This window comes from Afipia sp. GAS231 (assembly GCF_900103365.1).
Taxonomy (GTDB): Bacteria; Pseudomonadota; Alphaproteobacteria; order Rhizobiales; family Xanthobacteraceae; genus Bradyrhizobium.
On the sequence record NZ_LT629703.1, the window covers coordinates 2,717,414 to 2,735,866 of the forward strand.

Below are 18,453 nucleotides of genomic sequence, written 5' to 3' on the forward strand. Positions count from 1 at the left end.
TCAGCTCCGGAAATCGAACACTTTCTTTTCCGTTAGCACATAATCCAGCGCCACGTCGTGCGGCTGGGCCGGAACCGCTTTTATTTCCTGCACCGCAAAGGCTGTGCCGACGGCGATGATGGCCTTTGCCTTGCGCAGATGCTCCAGCGTGAAGTCGTAATGCCCGGCGCCATAACCGATGCGGTGGCCCTGCCGGTCGAACGCCGCCAGCGGCACCAGCATGACATCGGGAATCACCTCGGCCGCGGCCGGTGACGGCTCGGGAATGCCGAGCGGCCCGAGCATCAGCCGGTCGTCGGGCGACCAGGCGCGAAAGATCAGCGACTTGCCGCGCGCCGGCACCACCGGCAGCGCCAGCTTCGCGCCGAGCCCGGAGAGGTGTCGCAGCAACGGCGCCGGGTCGATCTCGTTGCGGATCGGCGAATATCCGGAGACGACGGTCCCCGGCGCGATCTCGAATGGCAAAGCACGTTTCACCATCGCCTGCGCCGCAGCGGTGCGCTGCTCGTCGCTCAAGGCATCGCGCTTGGCGAGCGCGGCGGCGCGAAGATCGGCTTTCGAAAGGGTTGTCGTCATGCAGTATCCTTCCGCTGTCATCCCCCGCTCTGTGCGCAACGGCGCACGGGAGCAGGTGACCCAGTAATCCAGAGACTTCAGTGATTCGACCGAGACGCCGCGGCGGACACGCGCGGGCAGAACAAAATCGGACGCGACAAAAACAAAAGTGCGAGGCCGCGATCGCCGTTGAAGCACTCGATCCCGGAGTTCCCTACGAAAGTAGGTGGGCACCATATGACCGGGTCCACGGACCCGGCCAGGGACAGTTCCCTAAAGGATCGATAAGGCCCCGGGGATATTATGGCTCCTGACGAACGACGCAGCTTCGCCCGCCCAATGTAGGCATTATGGGCCGCCTCCGCCAGCGGTAAGGGGCGGCTGTACACGGCAACGGAGGCGCGGGGCGCGCTTGCGATTCGTACCCTCCCTTGGAGGGTAAGAAAGCCTTGGAGGGTAAGAAAGCCTTGGAGGGTAAGAAAGAAATCACCCGATTGCGACGCCGCCGCCGATGGTGCGGTTCAGCACCTGCGTGGTCTTTTCGATCCGGTCGGCTGCGGCGTTGAGCGCATTGGCGACCGCGATCTGCGTGGTCCGGGCGCGATCGGTGGCGGCGACCCGAACGCTGCGCAGGTTCTCGAGTTCTCCCTCCAGCGCATGCATGCGCTGGTTGGCGTCGAGCAGTTCGTCGCACACCGTCAGCGCCGCCATCACGGTGAGGCGCGCATCGCCGATCTCGCCGAATTTTCCGCGCAACTCCTCGACCCGCGATTCCAGGCTCTCGGCGAGCTTGAGCAGCCGCACCTCCTGCCCTTCCTCGCAGGCCATGCGGTATTGCCGGCCGTTGATGGTGACGTTGATGTGGCTCATTCGATCACTCCGGCGTCAGCGTCGTCATCGAGCACGGCGCGGATGGTGCCGATCGCGGCATCCAGCCGCTCGGCGATCTCGCGGTTGGTGCGCTCCAGCCGCCGCGTCTTCACCAGCGAACCGTCAAGTTCGTCGGCGAGCCGCGACCGATCGGTGCCGAGCGCCTGGATCCGGCTTGCCAGTTCGTTCTCGTCGCGGTCCGCGTCGCGCCGCCGCTCGGCCGCGGCTTCCAGGGCGTCAAGCGCCACCATCAACCGCCGCGTCGCGGCGTCGATGTCGGCAAAGACCGGCTCGGCATGGCCGGGCCCGTTGGCAGGACGATCGCTCATCAGAGACAGTACACACCTTCGATCGGCCAGCCGCACAGCAAAATCTGCGGTTCGGCAAGCGGTTAGATCGGGAAATTTACGTGGCAAGCGAGGCTAGCGCAACGTCGCCGCAAAACTATGCACCGCTAGATCGGGATCGCCGGTCATACCGATCGGTATGACCGGTCATACCGATTGGTATGACTGCTCATCCCGACCGGAATCCACTTTTACGGACCCTGCCTCGGGCAACTTTTCGCACCGCAAGCGCGTTACCGAACCTTGGACTCGGCGGATTGAGGTGCTATCCAGCCCCGGAGTTTCAGTGCCGCAGGGCACGCTTTCGCTGCAATTCGCCGGCGGGCGGATCGTCACCAACCTCCTCATTTCAAGCGGATTTTCATCATGACGCAGGTCGATCATACCCGTATGGCCAATGCGATCCGTGGCCTTGCCATGGACGCCGTCGAGAAGGCGAAGTCAGGCCATCCCGGTTTGCCGATGGGCGCCGCCGACGTCGCCACCGTGCTGTTCACCCAGTTCCTCAAATTCGACGCCGCCGAGCCGAACTGGCCGGACCGTGACCGATTCGTGTTGTCGGCCGGACATGGCTCGATGCTGCTCTATGCGTTGCTGTATCTGACCGGCAACAAGGACATGACGCTCGACCAGATCAAGCATTTCCGCCAGCTCGGCTCGCTGACGCCGGGTCACCCCGAGAACTTCCACACCAAGGGCATCGAGACCACCACCGGCCCGCTCGGCCAGGGCATCGCGACCGCAGTCGGCATGGCGCTGGCGGAAAAGATGCTCGCCGCGGAGTTCGGCAAAAAGGTGGTCGGCCACCACACCTATGTGCTCGCCTCCGACGGCGACCTGATGGAGGGCGTGTCGCAGGAAGCGATCGCGATGGCCGGGCACTGGAAGCTCAGCAAGATGATCGTGCTGTACGACGACAACGGCATCTCGATCGACGGCCCGACCTCGATCGCCGACTCGGTCGACCAGGTGAAGCGCTTCAAGTCCGCCGGCTGGGCCGCCGAACTGATCGACGGCCATGACCAGAACGCGATTGCGGCCGCGATCACCCGCGCGCAGAAATCCAGCAAGCCGACGCTGATCGCCTGCAAGACCACCATCGGTTTCGGTGCGCCGACGCGGGCCGGCACCGCGAAAGCCCACGGCGAGGCGCTCGGCGCTGAAGAACTCAAGGGCGCCAAGGAAAAGCTCGGCATTTCGCTGGAACCGTTCTCGGTGCCCGAGGATGTGCTGAAAGCCTGGCGCGAAGCAGGCTCGCGCGGTGCCGCCGAGCGCAAGGCCTGGGAAGGCCGCTTTGCCGAACTCGGCAACCGCAAGCGCGCCGAGTTCGAGCGGCGGCTGCGGCATGAGCGGCCGGCCTCATTGGCAAAGGCGCTCAAGGCCCACAAAAAGGGGCTGCTCGAGAAGCCGGAAAATATTGCCACGCGCAAATCATCGGAATCCGCGATCGAGGCGATCTTCGCCGCGATGCCGATGGAATTCCTCGCCGGCTCCGCCGACCTCACCGGCTCCAACAACAACAAGGCGAAATCAGCAACCGCGTTTTCCGCCAAGACGCCGAAGGGCCGTTTTATCCATTACGGCATCCGCGAGCATGGCATGTGCGCGGCCATGAACGGCATCTTCCTGCATGGCGGCTTTGCGCCGAACGGCGCGACCTTCCTGATCTTCACTGACTACGCGCGGCCGGCGATGCGGCTCGCGGCCCTGATGGGCACCGGCGTCGTCTACGTGATGACACACGATTCGATCGGGCTCGGCGAAGACGGTCCGACGCATCAGCCGGTCGAACATCTGGCGGCGCTGCGGGCTATTCCCAACATGCGCGTGTTCCGGCCCTGCGACGCCGTCGAGGTGACGGAGTGTTGGGAGCTGGCGCTCAACCGCATCGACGGCCCGACGGTGCTGGCGCTGACCCGTCAGAACCTGCCGCAACTGCGCACTTCGGCGCCGGCGGACAATCCCTGCAGCCATGGCGCCTATGAACTGGTCGCGGCGCAGGGCGAAGCCAAGGTGTCGCTGTTTGCCTCCGGCTCCGAGGTCGAAATCGCGGTGGCCGCCCAGAAGCAGTTGGCGGAACGCGGCATCGCGTCGCGGGTGGTCTCGGTGCCGGCGCTCGAACTGCTGCTGGCGCAGCCGGCGGACCGCCAGAAGGCCATCATCGGCAATGCGCCGGTGAAGATCGCGATCGAGGCCGCGGTGCGCTGGGGCTGGGATGCCGTGATCGGCCAGGATGGCGAATTCATCGGCATGCACGGTTTCGGCGCGAGCGCGCCCGCCAAGGACCTTTACAAGCACTTCGGAATTACCGCCGAGGCTGCGGTCAACGCTGCCCTGAAGCGCTTGGGCTGACGGTTGAGATTATTGGGAAAAAGGGCTACCTAAGGTCCCATCTTGACCGTTCTCGCCCGGCAGAACCGGGCGATCCGCCGTAAGCCCCTCGTGGAACGTCTCCTTTTTGGAAACTGTCCGCGGGGACGGCGCCAGCTATTAAGGGAGAAAAAGCATGGCAATTCGGGTCGCGATCAATGGATTTGGCCGCATCGGCCGCAACATCTTGCGGGCCATCGCGGAATCCGGCCGCAGGGATATCGAAGTGGTCGGGATCAACGATCTCGGCCCGGTCGAGACCAACGCCCATCTGCTGCGCTTCGACTCCGTGCATGGTCGGTTCCCCGGCACCGTGACCGTCGATGGCGACTCGATCAGCGTCGGCAACGGCAAGATCAAGGTTTCCGCCGAGCGCGACCCGTCGAAGCTGCCCTGGAAGGAACTCGGCGTCGATATCGCGATGGAATGCACCGGCATCTTCAGCGCCAAGGCCAAGGCGACGGCCCATCTGACGGCCGGCGCCAAGCGCGTGCTGGTTTCGGCGCCGTCCGACGGCGCCGATGCGACCATCGTCTACGGCGTCAACCACGACAAGCTGACCAGGGACCACCTGGTCGTTTCCAACGGTTCCTGCACCACCAATTGCCTGGCCCCGATCGCCAAGGTGTTGAACGACACCGTCGGCATCGAGACCGGCTTCATGACCACGATCCACGCCTATACCGGCGACCAGCCGACGCTCGACACCCTGCACAGCGATCTCTATCGCGGCCGGGCGGCCGCGCTGTCGATGATCCCGACCTCGACCGGTGCGGCCAAGGCGATCGGCCTCGTGCTCCCCGAGCTTCTCGGCAAGCTCGACGGCGTCGCGATCCGGGTGCCGACGCCGAACGTCTCGGTGGTCGACCTCAAGATCGTCGCCAAGCGCGCCACCGACGTGAAGGAAATCAACGAGGCGATGAAGCGCGCCTCGGAGCAGGAGCTCAAGGGCATCCTCGGCTACACCACCGCGCCGAACGTCTCGATCGACTTCAACCACGATCCGCACTCGTCCACGTACCACGTCGACCAGACCAAGGTGCAGAACGGCACGCTGGTGCGGGTGATGTCCTGGTACGACAACGAATGGGGTTTCTCCAACCGCATGGGCGACACCGCCGTGGCGATGGGGAAGCTGCTGTAAGTCTCGTGTCCCGGACGCGGTGCAGCGTTTTACACGCTGCTCCGCAGAGCCGGGACCCATCCCTGCGTAGGTCCCGGTTCGGCACAGCGGCACTTCGCGCCGCAGTGCGCCCTGGACAAGAAAGCGCCCGAAGAGATCGCGCATGACAAAATCATTCCGCACCCTCGATGACGTCGACGTAAAGGGCAAGCGCGTACTGCTGCGCGTCGACCTCAACGTGCCCATGGATAACGGCCGCGTCAGCGACGCGACACGGCTCGAACGCGTCGCGCCGACCATCACCGAGATTTCCGGCAAGGGCGGCAAGGTGATCCTGCTCGCGCATTTCGGCCGGCCGAAGGGACGCGACGCCAAGGACTCGCTGAAACCCGTCGCCGCCGCGCTCTCGGAGGTGATCAAGAAGCCGGTCGCGTTTGCCGACGACTGCATCGGCGAGCCCGCCGCCAAGGCCGTCGCCGCGATGAAGGATGGCGACATCCTGTGCCTGGAGAACACCCGCTTCCATAAAGAGGAAGAAAAGAACGATCCAACCTTCGTGGCAGAGTTGGCAAAACTCGGCGACATCTGGGTCAACGACGCTTTCTCGGCCGCGCACCGTGCCCACGCCACCACCGAAGGCCTCGGCCACAAGCTGCCGGCCTATGCCGGCCGCACCATGCAGGCCGAACTCGACGCGCTTGGCAAAGCGCTGGAAGCGCCGACCAAGCCTGTCATCGCGATCATCGGCGGCGCCAAGGTTTCGACCAAGATCGATCTTTTGGAAAACCTTGTCAGCAAGGTCGATGCGCTGGTCATCGGCGGCGGCATGGCCAATACCTTCCTGCATGCGCAGGGCGTCGGCGTCGGCAAATCGCTGGCGGAAAAGGACCTCGCCGCGACCGCGCTGCGGATCATGGACAAGGCGGAAGCCGCGAACTGCGCCATCATCCTGCCCGTCGACGCCGTGGTCGCCTATCATTTCGCGGCCAATTCGCCCTCCCACGCCTACGGGCTGGACGCCATTCCGGCCGAAGGCATGATCCTCGACGTCGGCCCGCAATCGATCGCGCGCATTCACGCCGCCATCGACGACGCCGCGACGCTGGTCTGGAACGGCCCGCTCGGGGCCTTCGAGATGACGCCGTTCGACCGCGGCACCATGGTGTCGGCCAGACATGCGGCGGAGCGGACCAAAGCCAAGAAGCTGGTTTCGGTCGCCGGCGGCGGCGACACCGTCGCGGCCCTCAACCAGGCCGGGGTTGCCCATGATTTCAGCTATGTTTCGACCGCAGGCGGCGCGTTTCTTGAATGGATGGAGGGGAAACCTCTGCCCGGTGTCGAAGTTCTAAAACTGCGCTAAGACTTTCGTTTGACGCGTTTTCTACCGCAGATAAGTTTACGCAATCTGCGCAAGCTTGATTGCTACCCGAACCGGTACCCACTTCGCTTGAAAACGCTATGATCAGATCGGGCGCCCGGGGCGCCACAAAGACAAGGGAGACTACGGATGGCTCGGATTACGTTGCGTCAATTGCTCGACCACGCGGCGGAGCATGATTACGGCGTGCCGGCCTTCAACATCAACAACATGGAGCAGGCGTTGGCCATCATGGAGGCCGCCTCCAGCCTCGACGCCCCCGTCATCATCCAGGCCTCGCGCGGCGCGCGCTCCTACGCCAACGACATCATGCTGAAGCACATGATGGACGCGGTCACCGAAATCTATCCGCAGATCCCGGTCTGCGTGCATCTCGATCACGGCAACGGCCCCGACACCTGCATGACCGCAATCCAGGCCGGCTTCACCTCCGTGATGATGGACGGCTCGCTGAAGGCCGACGGCAAGAGCCCGGCCGACTGGAGCTACAATGTCGGCGTCACCAAGACCGTCACCGACATGGCGCATCTCGGCGGCATTTCGGTGGAAGGCGAGCTCGGCGTGCTCGGCTCGCTGGAAACCGGCATGGGCGACAAGGAAGACGGCCACGGCGCCGAAGGCAAATTGTCGCACGACCAGTTGCTGACCAACCCGGACGAGGCCGTCAAGTTCGTCAGGGAAACCAAGGTCGATGCGCTGGCGATCGCGATGGGCACCTCGCATGGCGCCTACAAGTTCACCCGCAAGCCCGACGGTGACATCCTCGCCATGAACGTGATCGAGGAAATCCACCGCAAGCTTCCGAACACGCATCTGGTGATGCATGGTTCGTCCTCGGTGCCGCAGGACCTGCAGGAAATCATCAACGCCAACGGCGGCAAGATGAAGCCGACCTGGGGCGTGCCGGTTTCGGAAATCCAGCGCGGCATCAAGCACGGCGTCCGCAAGATCAACATCGACACCGACAACCGGATGGCGATGACCGGCCAGATCCGCAAGGTTCTGAAGGACAATCCGGAAGAGTTTGACCCGCGCAAATATCTCAAGCCGGCAATGGACGCGATGGCCAAGCTGTGCAAGCAGCGGCTGCAGGAATTCAACACCGCGGGTCAGGCGAGCAAGATCAAGAAGGTGATGACCACGGCGGACATGGCCAAGCGTTACGCCAAGGGCGAGCTCGATCCGAAGGTGGCGTGATATCACGCCGATCTCCGCGAGCTGCCTGCCCCTGAGCGAAGGTTTTCTCGGCCGTTGCCCGAGAACCGCCCATTTTGGTTTGCAAGGCATGCTCTGGAGAACGTTCCGATGAATCTCGCCGACCTCAACAAGGTCGCCCTTGCCATGGTGACGCCGGGCAAGGGCGTGCTCGCCGCCGACGAATCCTCAGGCACGATCAAGAAGCGTTTCGACGCCATCAAGGTCGAATCGACAGAGGAAACGCGCCGCGATTATCGCGAAATGCTGTTTCGCTCGCAGGAGGCCATGAGCCGGTACATCTCGGGCGTCATCCTCTATGACGAGACGATCTGGCAGAACGCCAAGGACGGCACGCCGCTGATCAAGCTGATCGAACAGGCGGGCGCCATCCCGGGCATCAAGGTCGACGAGGGAACCCAGGCCCTGCCGAATTGCCCGGGCGAGCTGGTCACCGCGGGCCTCGACAAGCTCGCCGAGCGGCTGAAGAAATATTACGAACGCGGCGCGCGGTTCGCCAAATGGCGTGCCGTGATCGATATCGGCATCAACATCCCTTCGATGACGGCCATCTCCGTCAATGCGCACGCGCTCGCCCGCTATGCGGCCTTATGTCAGGCCGCGCAGATCGTGCCGATCGTCGAGCCGGAAGTGTTGATGGACGGCGATCACGATATCGACCGCTGTTATGACGTGACCCAGCGCGTGCTCAACAAGACCTTCCAGGAGTTGCGGGTGCAGCGCGTCGCGTTGGAAGGCATGATCCTGAAACCCAACATGGCCATCTCCGGCAAGAAGTGTTCAACGCAGGCTTCGGTCGAAGAAGTGGCCGAGAAGACCGTCCGGCTACTGAAGGCTTGCGTGCCGGCGGCCGTTCCCGGCATTGCCTTCCTTTCCGGCGGGCAGTCCGACCAGGAAGCCACCGCCCATCTCGACGCCATGAACAAGATCGGCGGCCTGCCGTGGCGGCTCACCTTCTCCTACGGCCGCGCGCTGCAGGCGGCGCCGCAGCAGGCCTGGTCCGGCAAGGCCGCCAACGTAGGCGCAGGCCAGCAGGCGTTCATCCATCGTGCGCGGATGAATGCGCTGGCGAGCAAGGGCGAATGGCAGCCCGGCCTCGAACAGAAGGCGGCATAGACTTGGCTAGCAAACCTCCCCCGCCGCGCCCGGCGCCGCGGCTCTATCTCGCAACGCGCGAACTGGACGATCCGTCGCAACTGGCGGCAAGCCTGCCGGGCCTGCTCGCGGGCGCCGATGTTGCCGCGGTGCTGCTGCGGCTGCGCGAGACCGACCAGAAAACCATGATCTCGCGCATCAAGGCGCTGGCATCAGCCGTGCAGGACGGCGGCGCGGCGCTGCTGCTCGACGGCCATGTCGAGCTGGTGGCGCGGGCCGGCGCCGACGGCGCGCATCTGAACGGGATCGCGGCGATGGAAGACGCGATACCGTCGTTGAAGCCCGACCGCATCGCCGGCGTCGGCGGGCTCGCCACTCGCCATGATTCGATGGCCGCGGGCGAAGCCGGCGCCGACTACGTGCTGTTCGGCGAGCCCGACAGCCATGGACAGCGGCCATCGGTCGAGGCGATCGCCGAGCGGCTGCAGTGGTGGGAAGAACTGTTCGAACCGCCCTGCGTCGGCTTTGCCGTCTCCCGCGAGGAAGCTGCCGAATTCGCCGCCGCCGGCGCCGATTTTGTCCTGGTCGGCGACTTCATCTGGGCCGATCCACGTGGCGCCAAGGCGGCGCTGGCCGATGTCGAGCAGGCGATCAAACAGGCGCATGCCGCAGCGCTGGAAAAACAAACACTCGAAAAACAAACACCTGGAAAACAGCCGCCTGGAAAAGAAATGACCGGACAGGGATAACGCCGGACATGAACTTCCTGCGTCCGATATCGATTGTTGCGGGCCTTGCGATCGCGGCCACGACGGCGTCCGCGCAGATCTCGCTGACGCCGCCCGCCGCCCAGCCGCCGGCAACCGCGCCTGTCGCGAAGAAGGAAACGCCGAAAGCAGCACCGAAGCCGAAGGCGACGGCGGCTGCGAAGAAACCTGCTGCAACGCCCAAACCGGCGGCGACGCCGACGCCGACGCCCACACCCTCGCCGACGGCCGGGTTCGACGACCCCAATGTCGACCTCGTCTACGGCGCCTACCAGCGCGGCCTCTACAAGACCGCGTTCGATCTCGCGACCACGCGCGCGACCTTTAACAACGACCCGAAGGCGATGACGATGCTGGGCGAGCTCTACGCCAACGCCATGGGCGTCAAGCGCGACTATGCCAAGGCGGCCGAATGGTATCAGCGCGCGTCCGACGCCGGCGACCGCGAGGGCATGTTCGCGCTTGCCATGATGAAGCTCTCCGGCCGCGGCGCCAAGGTCGACCGCGAGCAGGCGGTCAGGCTGCTGGCTTCCTCGGCCAAGCTCGGTGAGCCCAAGGCAGCCTATAACCTGGCGCTGCTCTATCTCGACGGCCAGACCCTGCCGCAGGATCTCAGGCGTTCCGCCGAGCTGCTGCGCGTGGCCGCCGATGCCGGCAACCCCGAAGCGCAATACGCGCTTGCGACCTTCTACAAGGAGGGCACCGGCGTCCCGAAGGACATCGACAAGGCGGTGCGGCTGCTGCAGGCGGCGTCGCTGGCCGACAATGTCGACGCCGAAGTCGAATATGCCATCGCGATGTTCAACGGCACCGGCACGCCGCAGAACCAGTCCGCCGCCGTGGCGCTGTTGCGCAAGGCGGCGCGCCAAAACAGCCCGATCGCGCAGAACCGCCTCGCCCGTGTGCTGATCAACGGCGCGGGCGCGCCGATGGACAAGGTCGAAGGCCTGAAATGGCACATTGTCGCCAAAACCGCCGGAAAAGGCGATCCGGAACTGGACGAGGCGCTGGCGGCCCTCAGCCCCGAGGATCGCGCCAAGGCCCAGGAGGCCGCCCGCAAATGGATCGGCAACGCCGGTAAATGACGCCTTGACGGCGGCACATCAGCAGGGCACCCAGTCCCTGACTTCCCGATGGCTGTGGCCCGTTTCCTCTCAACCGACAAGCTCGCATCATGCTGCATTCAGCCCTTATCAACGTCATGGTGAAAGCCGCGCGCAACGCCGGCCGTGGCCTGAAGCGCGACCTCGGCGAGATCGAGCATCTGCAGGTGTCGCTGAAGGGGCCGGCGAACTTCGTCAGCCTCGCCGACAAGCGCGCTGAGGAAGTGCTCTACAAGGATCTCGCCAAGGCGCGGCCGGGCTACGGCTTCATCGGCGAGGAAGGCGGCAGCCGCGAAGGCGCCGACAAGAGCCATACCTGGATCGTCGATCCCCTGGACGGCACCACCAATTTCCTGCACGGCATTCCGCAATTCGCGATCTCGATCGGCCTGCAGCGCGAAGGCGTCATCATTGCCGGCGTGATCTACAATCCCGCCAACGACGAGCTCTACATCGCCGAACGCGGCAAGGGCGCGTTCCTCAACGACCAGCGGCTGCGCGTCGCCGGACGCCGCCAGCTCAATGAATGCGTGATCGCCTGCGGCCTGCCGCATATCGGCCGCGGCGACCATGAACTGGCGCTCCGGGAGATGGCCGCCCTTCAAAGCAAAGTGGCCGGCTTCCGCCGCTTCGGCGCCGCCTCGCTCGATATGGCCTTCGTCGCCGCCGGCCGCCTCGACGGCTACTGGGAACGCAACCTGCAGCCCTGGGACATGGCCGCCGGCCAGATCATGGTCCGCGAAGCCGGCGGCACCGTCAGTTGCGTCGACGGCGCCAGCGACCCGCTCAAGACCGGCCACGTGATCTGCGGCAACGAGCACGTTCACGGCGAGTTGGTGAAGATCATCAAGGGGCTGGGAAAATAGGGCGACGGTTCCAAGCCACGCATCGTCGCTTCATCCGCGATCGGGTGATGGAGCCTTCCGGAGACGGCGGAAGGACTCGGAGAAGCCTCGGCACTCCCAGCCAAAATATTGAAAACAACCCCATGCACAGTAGCCGGCACACTTCGAACGCCAAGTGGACATTGACACGTCGGGCAAATCAGTGAGACAATACGATCATCCACCCAACGAAGCGATTGTGACGAGTGGTGCGGGGACCATAACTCCCCGGCAGGTCGCTTCATGGTGCTCCCGAACGCAGGACCCAGATGATGCCATCGGGCACGCGACCGTCGTCTGCTCGCCGCACGGCTTGTTCGGCGACATCCCGTTGAGGGCGGTTCGCTGGATTCGGAGCGCATGAATCGGGCTCCAGTCTCGAAGCTGAATGACGTGGGGGCGAGCGTCGTCTCCGCACCGGCCTCTAGCGAAGCCGCCAAGCTCTGAATTTGCTTCCGCTTTCGGGGCAGAGCCGACATCGCCGGACTTGCGGCTGGGTCGCCTCTGTAGCGATTGACCCAACTCGGACATCGAGCGAAATTATTTTACTCGGGCTCGCCTGCGCCTTTCGAAAAATCCGTCGAGAATTGGCGTCGCAAAAGTGCAGCTCCACAGCGATTGCGCGATGTACGTTTGCGGGGCGATGAATGCGAATAGGGTCGCTAGAACAAAGACGATAGTCGTGAAGGCCATTTTCCGGCGAGACCGCGACCGGTTCGCAACAGGCCACCTTTGACGCCAAGGGCATGATGACCGATCCGTTCATGGCCGGCCAAGGTGATGCCGTCTCGTCGCCGAGCGGCGCGCCGGGATTTGCCGAAGAAAACGGCAGCGTCGGCGCTTACGGCTCCAGCGACAAGTCCCTCTCAAAGAGCGAACGCGACGCTTACGGCTTGCTCATCATCAACGACAACAACAACAACCTAGTGACTTTCTTCAGCACCAGCACGGCCACCAGCGCTATTGTCACCACCGCTAATGGCGGCTTCACCCGTTTTTTCGACACGGCCAGCGGCGGCGCTGCGCGCTTCGCCTCTCCATTGCTCCCAACTTGCAGGCGAGCTAGTTTCGACAGACAGTTGATTTTCGTTGCCGCGGCGGCGGGTGGCAGCAGTGTGGGGGCCAACGTGGCGACAATCAAATCCGTTCGACGGCATCCGCGCGTAAGTCGCAGGATGCGATCCGCGCTGCTGGCCAGCGTCGCCATGATGGGCGGGTGCATCGCGTTGGCGCCGTCCGCGCATGCCCAATTTGTCGTCACCAATCTCAACGATTCAGGCTCCGGCTCGTTGCGCGCCGCGATCGCCGCGGCAGAGCTTGCGGGCGCTCCGGCCGGCACGCCGGGCGCGACCCAGGCCATCACCTTCGCGCCCGGACTCACCGGCACGATCAATTTGGCGTCGCCGCTTCCGCTGATCTATACCAACATGAGCATCACGGGTAACTCCGGCATTGCCATTGACGGCGGCGGCGCCAATCGCGGATTTTTCGTCTCGGGCCTTGCGACCACCGGCAGCGGCGCGCCGCCCGCGATCACCGTGAGTATTTCCAACATCGCCATCCAGAACGTCAACGCGCAAGGCGGCGCCGGCGGCGCCGGCGGCGGCGGCGGCGGCCTCGGGGCCGGCGGTGGATTGTTCGTCAACCAGAACGCCAACGTCACCATCGCCAACGTGTCGTTCAGCCATGCGGCGGCGACCGGTGGCACGGGCGGAGCCGGCTTGGTCGGCTTTGGTGATGGTGGTGGGGGGGGCGGGCTGGGAGGCGCGGGCGGTTCCGGCATTGCCGCCGGGTCCGGTGCTGGCGGCGGGTTGTTCTCTGCCGGTGGTGCCGGCGGCGTTCTTGGCGGTGGTGGCGGTGGCGGCGGGATCACCAGCGCCGGACCGCCTGGGGTCGCCGTCAATGGTGGCAACGGCGGAACCGGGGCGGCGGGCATTGGCGGCGGCGGCGGCGGCAGCAGCAACGGCCCGGGCACAAACGGATCCGGAGGCGGGACCGGTGCGGCTAACGGCACTGGCGGCGGCGCTGGCGGCTTCGGCGGCGGTGCTGGCGGCGGCGGCAGTATCGTTGGCGCAACTGGTGGTTTCGGTGGCGGCGGTGGCGGTCCTATTAGCGGCAGCGCCAACGGCGGCGCGGGTGGATTTGGCGGCGGCGGCGGCGGCGGCAGCGGCGCCATCGGCGGCGCTGGCGGCTTTGGCGGCGGTGGCGGTGGCGACTTCGCCGGTTTACGGAGTTCCGGCGGCTTCGGTGGTGGTAATGGCGACGCTATCAATGGCAATGGCGGCGGCGGCGGCGCCATGGGCGGCGCTGTGTTCGTGGCCGCCGGAGGCAGCCTCACCATCGCGGGCCGGGGTGGCACCGCCGCGTCCAACAGCGTTACAGCGGGCCATGGCAGCGGCGGCACCGCGACCGGCGGCACGCCGTTCGGCAAGGACATCTTCATCAATGGCGCGACCGCCCTCACCTTCTCTCCGGGGGCCGGCAACACCTACACCATCGTCAACGACATCGCCGATGAAGCCAGCAATGGCGGCAATGCTGCGAACAAGGGATCGTTGGCGCTGACCGGCGGCGGCACGCTGGCGTTGTTGAGCGCCAATACATACAAGGGCGGCACCGCCGTATCGGGCATCGGCTCTACGATCGCGGTTGGCAACAGTGGCGCGCTCGGCTCGGGCACGCTGGCGCTGAACAACGGCACGGCCATTTTTCTCAACGGCAATGGCCTCCACATCGACAACAATATCACCGTCTCCGGCGATCCGACCTTCACGACGCCGGTGGGCTCGACCAACACCATTTCGGGCATTATCAGCAACGGCGGCACGCCCGGCGAGGTCGTAGTCAACGGCGGCGGCACGCTGATCCTGTCCGGCAACAGCACCTATTCCGGTGGCACCACCATCTGCGGCGCCACCGGCGTGAACCCATCCTGCGGTGCGTCTGCCGGCGCCAGCACGCTACAACTCGGCGTGGATGCGGTGTTCAACACGCCAGGAAATTTCAATTCAGGTATCGTCTCGTCGGCGATCGGCACGGGCACGCTGACCTTCGACGGCGGCACGCTGCAGGCGCAGGGATTGTTCAGCGAGCGCACCATCGCCAACGCCGTCCAGATCACCTCTAACGGCGGCACCATCGATTCCGGCGGCGGTTTTTTCCGCATCACCGGCAACATCACCGACGCGCCGGGGTCGAGCGGCGGCAAGCTGATCCTCGAAAGCATCGCCGCCAGCGGCGAGCGAGAAGTAATTCTGTCGGGCGTCAACACCTATTCCGGCCTCACCTACATCGATTCAGGCACGGTCATCGCCAATTCGACCACCGCGCTCTCGCCCAACTCGGCCTTCCAGGTCAATACCGGCGCGACGCTGACGCTCAGCGGCTTCAGCAACACGATCGCGTCTCTCGCCGACGGGATCTCCGGCGGTGGTGCCGTGCAGAATGGCAGCGCGTCCGGCACCGCGACGCTGACGATCACGGGCGCGGCCGGCGGGACGACCTCGTTCTCCGGCGTTTTGCGCGACGGAAGCGGCGGCGAAGGCGGCCCAGGCGGCCCCGTTCTCGACATCGTCAAGAACGGTCCCGGCAAACAGATTTTCGCCGGCACCAATGCCTACACCGGCACCACGACCATCAACGGCGGCGTGCTGGAGGTCGATGGCTCGATCGCGCCCTCCAGCATGACCACCGTGAATGCCAATGCCACGCTGACCGGCATCGGCACCGTCGGCAACACCACGATCGCGAGCGGCGGCATTTTCGCGCCGGGCAGCGGCACGCCAGGTTCTTCCATGACGGTAGCCGGCAGTCTCGCGCTGCAGTCGGGCGCAATTTATCTGGTGGCGCTCAATCCGACGACAGCGTCATTCGCCAACGTCACCGGCACGGCGACCCTCGGTGGCGCGACCGTCAACGCGATCTACGCCAACGGCAGCTATATTTCGAAGCAATACACGATCCTGACCGCAGGCAGCGTCAGCGGCACATTCAGCTCGCTCGTCAACACCAATTTGCCGGCCGGCTTTTCGACCAGGCTAGGTTACGACCTGACCCACGCTTTTCTCAATCTCGCATTGAATTTCTCGCCAGGCCCGAACTTCGGCGGTGGGCTGAATATCAATCAGCAGAATGTCGCCAGTGCACTGACCAATTTCTTCAACGCGACCGGCGGCATCCCGGCGGTGTACGGCACCCTGACGCCGGCAGGCCTGACGCAGGCCTCGGGTGAATCGGCGACCGGATCGCAGCAGGCCACCTTCGATGCCATGAACCTGTTCATGGGATTATTGACCGATCCGTTCATGGGCCGCGGCAACGGCGTTGGCGGCGCGTCGGCAACGCCGTATGCGGAGGAGAGCGCGAGCAGCTATGCCGTGCGCCGGCGCAACGATGCGTTTGCGATGTTCACCAAGGCGCCGCCCGCGCCTTTCGTGGCGCGCTGGAGCGCGTGGGCGGCCGGTTTCGGCGGCTCGCAATCGACCGACGGCAATGCGGTCGTTGGATCAAACGACACCCGCAGTAGCATCTTCGGGACCGCTGTCGGCGCCGACTATCTGTTCTCGCCGGATACACTCGCAGGCTTTGCGCTAGCGGGCGGCGGCACGAATTTCGGCGTCAATAATCTCGGCTCGGGAAGGTCGGACCTGTTCCAGGCCGGCGCCTATGTCAGGCACACGGCGGGCAATGCCTACATCACCGGCGCGCTCGCTTATGGCTGGCAGGACATCATCACCAATCGCACCGTGACCATCGCCGGCTTCGACCAACTGCGCGCCGAGTTCAACGCCAACGCCTATTCGGGGCGCGTCGAAGGCGGCTACCGCTTTGTCGCACCGTGGATCGGTGGCGTCGGCATCACGCCCTACGCGGCGGGACAGTTCACCACCTTCGATCTCCCCGCTTACGCCGAAAGCGCGATCTCGGGCACGTCGGCCTTTGCGCTGAACTACGCGGCCAAAAGCGTGACCGACACGCGCTCAGAGCTCGGCATCCGCACCGACAAATCCTTCGCGATGACAAATTCGATCCTGACCCTGCGCAACCGTTTTGCCTGGGCGCATGATTTCGATCCGGACCGCAATATCGCAGCGACCTTCCAGACGCTGCCGGGCGCTTCCTTCGTCGTCAACGGCGCCGGGCAGGCCCGCGACTCCGCGCTCACCACCGCCTCCGCCGAATTGAAATGGATCAACGGCTGGTCGGCGGCTGCCACCTTCGAGGGCGAGTTCTCCAATGTCACGCGCTCCTACGCCGGCAAGGGCGTGGTGCGGTATGCGTGGTGAGAAGCGACGACTTCCGCCATTGGCACTTAGCGTCGTTTCGCTGCTACGCAGCAGCACCTCGGCGATCGGGGTATAGCGGACTCTGGCGCTGCGTCAGCCCGGCAAATTTATGGTTCGTGGACTGGATCTATCGACCGCATCTGCGCCAAGGCTTCTCGACGGTCCGCAAGCCCGGGCGTCGCGAGTTCGCGGAGCATGACAGCGTCTATCGCTTCACCGGCGCCGGCGGGCCGACCATCTCGGCTGCCGCGGTCGCCTCCACCTTTTCCCGGTCCCCCGCCAGCACGCGCTGCACCGAGACAAAGAACACCGGCACCATCAGCAGCGCCAGGATCACCACCGCGATCATGCCGCCCATGACGCTGGTGCCGAGCGCCTGCTGGCTGGCGCCACCGGCGCCTTGCGCGATCACCATCGGCAGCACGCCGCAGACGAAAGCAAGACCCGTCATCAGGATCGGGCGAAAACGCAAGGTGCAGGCTTCGACCGTCGCCTCGATCAGCGGCTTGCCCTGAGCGCGCAGATCCTTGGCGAATTCGATGATGAGAATGGCGTCCTTGGCCGCGAGGCCGATGATGGACTTTTCAGGATCATGCGTGCGGCGGCAGTGGAAAGAACGCACTGGTGCGCGACTGGTAGTCGCGATAGCGATCGCCGCGCGAACGCAGCATCTGTGCTTCCAGCGGCGGGATGCCGGTGACGTGGACCAGGATCCAGTACATGAAGATCGGCGCCAGCAGCGTCGCCCATCCCCAAGGATAATCTAAAGACAACGCGATCACGGGATAGGCCAGCCAGCCGAACCATTCGAAGAAATAATTCGGATGGCGCGACCAACGCCACAGCCCGGCGTCGCAGACCCGGCCCTTGTTGGCAGCGAGCTCGCGAAAACGCTTGAGCTGCGCATCGGCGATCGCCTCGCCGGCGATGCCGGCCAACAGGGTCAGCACGCCGAGATAATCCTGCAGCCGCAGCGCCTCGCCGCGAAAGCGCGACGCCACGAAGATCGCGAACACCAGCGGTATCGATGCGAATCCCTGGTTCTGCAGAAAGAAGAACATCTTTCGCGGGGAATTGGCGCCCCACTCCTTCGCGAAGGCCGCATAACGGGGGTCGTCGGTGGCCCCGGCAGTGCGGATCGCAATATGAATCCCGAGCCGCAGCGACCAGATCGCCACCAGCGCCGCGACCAGCCATTGCCGTGCATTGAGCACAGCCCCCGCAACCGGCCAAAGCGCACTGCCGGCCCCGACCAGGCCGAGCGAGAAGGTCCAGATGGTGTCGACCCAGCCGGAATTGCCGGTTCGCTGCTGCACCACCCAGGCACCCGCCATCAGGATCGAGAGCGAAACGGCCATGGCCGCCAGCGCTTCGAGATACAGAACGGTCATGCAAAATCCCAAATATCGCGGTTGGAAGTTGAACCCGTCCAAAATACGCTGCAGACCAAACCGGTTTTCA

14 protein-coding genes, 1 other RNA gene and 1 pseudogene are annotated in these 18,453 nt (G+C 64.8%); 9 read left to right on the plus strand and 7 right to left on the minus strand.

All coding sequences use genetic code 11. The annotated features are described in order from the left end of the window. The 4 genes from BLS26_RS12960 to BLS26_RS12975 form a co-directional block, all read right to left on the minus strand. Complete coding sequence (locus tag BLS26_RS12960; RefSeq protein ID WP_092511614.1) at positions 1–576, minus strand: 5-formyltetrahydrofolate cyclo-ligase; 576 nt, start codon at positions 574–576, stop codon at positions 1–3. A gap of 149 nt (positions 577–725) precedes the next feature. After that, a non-coding RNA gene (ssrS, locus tag BLS26_RS12965) (6S RNA) lies at positions 726–887 on the minus strand. 154 nt (positions 888–1,041) lie between these two features. Continuing rightward, positions 1,042–1,425, minus strand: coding sequence for a cell division protein ZapA (locus tag BLS26_RS12970; protein ID WP_092511616.1), 384 nt, complete (start codon positions 1,423–1,425; stop codon positions 1,042–1,044). Then, positions 1,422–1,754 carry a DUF4164 domain-containing protein gene (locus tag BLS26_RS12975; protein WP_092511618.1) on the minus strand — a complete coding sequence of 111 codons (333 nt, stop codon included), beginning with the start codon at positions 1,752–1,754 and terminating at the stop codon, positions 1,422–1,424. Before BLS26_RS12975 ends, BLS26_RS12970 begins: the two co-directional genes overlap by 4 nt. A 384-nt stretch (positions 1,755–2,138) precedes the next feature. Here BLS26_RS12975 and tkt point away from each other — a divergent pair, with 384 nt between their 5' ends. From tkt to BLS26_RS13015, 8 genes are all read left to right on the plus strand, one after another. Continuing rightward, positions 2,139–4,124: a transketolase gene (gene tkt / locus BLS26_RS12980; RefSeq protein ID WP_092511620.1), complete on the plus strand. Its 1,986-nt coding sequence runs from the start codon at positions 2,139–2,141 to the stop codon at positions 4,122–4,124. A gap of 154 nt (positions 4,125–4,278) precedes the next feature. Then, positions 4,279–5,286: a type I glyceraldehyde-3-phosphate dehydrogenase gene (gene gap / locus BLS26_RS12985; protein WP_092511622.1), complete on the plus strand. Its 1,008-nt coding sequence runs from the start codon at positions 4,279–4,281 to the stop codon at positions 5,284–5,286. Positions 5,287–5,428: 142 nt separating this feature from the next. Continuing rightward, positions 5,429–6,625, plus strand: coding sequence for a phosphoglycerate kinase (gene pgk, locus BLS26_RS12990; RefSeq protein ID WP_092511624.1), 1,197 nt, complete (start codon positions 5,429–5,431; stop codon positions 6,623–6,625). Positions 6,626–6,772: 147 nt separating this feature from the next. After that, on the plus strand, positions 6,773–7,840 hold the full coding sequence (gene fba / locus BLS26_RS12995; protein WP_092511626.1) for a class II fructose-bisphosphate aldolase: 1,068 nt from the start codon (positions 6,773–6,775) through the stop codon (positions 7,838–7,840). Between the two features lie 108 nt (positions 7,841–7,948). Beyond that, positions 7,949–8,974: a class I fructose-bisphosphate aldolase gene (locus BLS26_RS13000; protein ID WP_092511628.1), complete on the plus strand. Its 1,026-nt coding sequence runs from the start codon at positions 7,949–7,951 to the stop codon at positions 8,972–8,974. A gap of 2 nt (positions 8,975–8,976) precedes the next feature. After that, entirely contained in the window at positions 8,977–9,702 is a 726-nt protein-coding gene (locus BLS26_RS13005) for a thiamine phosphate synthase (RefSeq protein ID WP_092511630.1), read from the plus strand. Between the two features lie 8 nt (positions 9,703–9,710). Continuing rightward, complete coding sequence (locus BLS26_RS13010; RefSeq protein WP_092511632.1) at positions 9,711–10,805, plus strand: tetratricopeptide repeat protein; 1,095 nt, start codon at positions 9,711–9,713, stop codon at positions 10,803–10,805. An 89-nt stretch (positions 10,806–10,894) separates the two neighbouring features. Continuing rightward, positions 10,895–11,689, plus strand: a complete 795-nt coding sequence (locus BLS26_RS13015; protein WP_092511634.1) for an inositol monophosphatase family protein — start codon at positions 10,895–10,897, stop codon at positions 11,687–11,689. A 904-nt stretch (positions 11,690–12,593) separates the two neighbouring features. Here BLS26_RS13015 and BLS26_RS37110 read toward each other — a convergent pair. Then, complete coding sequence (locus BLS26_RS37110; protein ID WP_157676441.1) at positions 12,594–12,914, minus strand: hypothetical protein; 321 nt, start codon at positions 12,912–12,914, stop codon at positions 12,594–12,596. Here BLS26_RS37110 and BLS26_RS13020 point away from each other — a divergent pair. Continuing rightward, a complete protein-coding gene (locus tag BLS26_RS13020; protein WP_305764658.1) occupies positions 12,883–16,992 on the plus strand; it encodes an autotransporter domain-containing protein in 4,110 nt (1,369 codons plus the stop codon). The genes BLS26_RS37110 and BLS26_RS13020 overlap by 32 nt on opposite strands. Positions 16,993–17,197: 205 nt before the next feature. Here BLS26_RS13020 and BLS26_RS13025 read toward each other — a convergent pair. Together BLS26_RS13025 and BLS26_RS13030 are read right to left on the minus strand one after the other, a co-directional pair. Beyond that, positions 17,198–17,572 (minus strand): annotated as a pseudogene (locus tag BLS26_RS13025) (efflux RND transporter permease subunit); the annotation flags it as partial. A 10-nt stretch (positions 17,573–17,582) separates the two neighbouring features. Continuing rightward, on the minus strand, positions 17,583–18,383 hold the full coding sequence (locus BLS26_RS13030; RefSeq protein WP_092511636.1) for a DUF1295 domain-containing protein: 801 nt from the start codon (positions 18,381–18,383) through the stop codon (positions 17,583–17,585). Positions 18,384–18,453: the final 70 nt, after the last annotated feature.

Excerpts from the sequence above, each read along its gene's own strand:
- BLS26_RS12960 (WP_092511614.1), bottom strand. The coding sequence starts at position 576 with ATGACGACAACCCTTTCGAAAGCCGATCTTCGCGCCGCCGCGCTCGCC.
- BLS26_RS12970 (WP_092511616.1), bottom strand. The coding sequence starts at position 1,425 with ATGAGCCACATCAACGTCACCATCAACGGCCGGCAATACCGCATGGCC.
- BLS26_RS12975 (WP_092511618.1), bottom strand. The coding sequence starts at position 1,754 with ATGAGCGATCGTCCTGCCAACGGGCCCGGCCATGCCGAGCCGGTCTTT.
- tkt (WP_092511620.1), top strand. The coding sequence starts at position 2,139 with ATGACGCAGGTCGATCATACCCGTATGGCCAATGCGATCCGTGGCCTT.
- gap (WP_092511622.1), top strand. The coding sequence starts at position 4,279 with ATGGCAATTCGGGTCGCGATCAATGGATTTGGCCGCATCGGCCGCAAC.
- pgk (WP_092511624.1), top strand. The coding sequence starts at position 5,429 with ATGACAAAATCATTCCGCACCCTCGATGACGTCGACGTAAAGGGCAAG.
- fba (WP_092511626.1), top strand. The coding sequence starts at position 6,773 with ATGGCTCGGATTACGTTGCGTCAATTGCTCGACCACGCGGCGGAGCAT.
- BLS26_RS13000 (WP_092511628.1), top strand. The coding sequence starts at position 7,949 with ATGAATCTCGCCGACCTCAACAAGGTCGCCCTTGCCATGGTGACGCCG.
- BLS26_RS13010 (WP_092511632.1), top strand. The coding sequence starts at position 9,711 with ATGAACTTCCTGCGTCCGATATCGATTGTTGCGGGCCTTGCGATCGCG.
- BLS26_RS13015 (WP_092511634.1), top strand. The coding sequence starts at position 10,895 with ATGCTGCATTCAGCCCTTATCAACGTCATGGTGAAAGCCGCGCGCAAC.
- BLS26_RS13020 (WP_305764658.1), top strand. The coding sequence starts at position 12,883 with ATGCGATCCGCGCTGCTGGCCAGCGTCGCCATGATGGGCGGGTGCATC.
- BLS26_RS37110 (WP_157676441.1), bottom strand. The coding sequence starts at position 12,914 with ATGGCGACGCTGGCCAGCAGCGCGGATCGCATCCTGCGACTTACGCGC.
- BLS26_RS13030 (WP_092511636.1), bottom strand. The coding sequence starts at position 18,383 with ATGACCGTTCTGTATCTCGAAGCGCTGGCGGCCATGGCCGTTTCGCTC.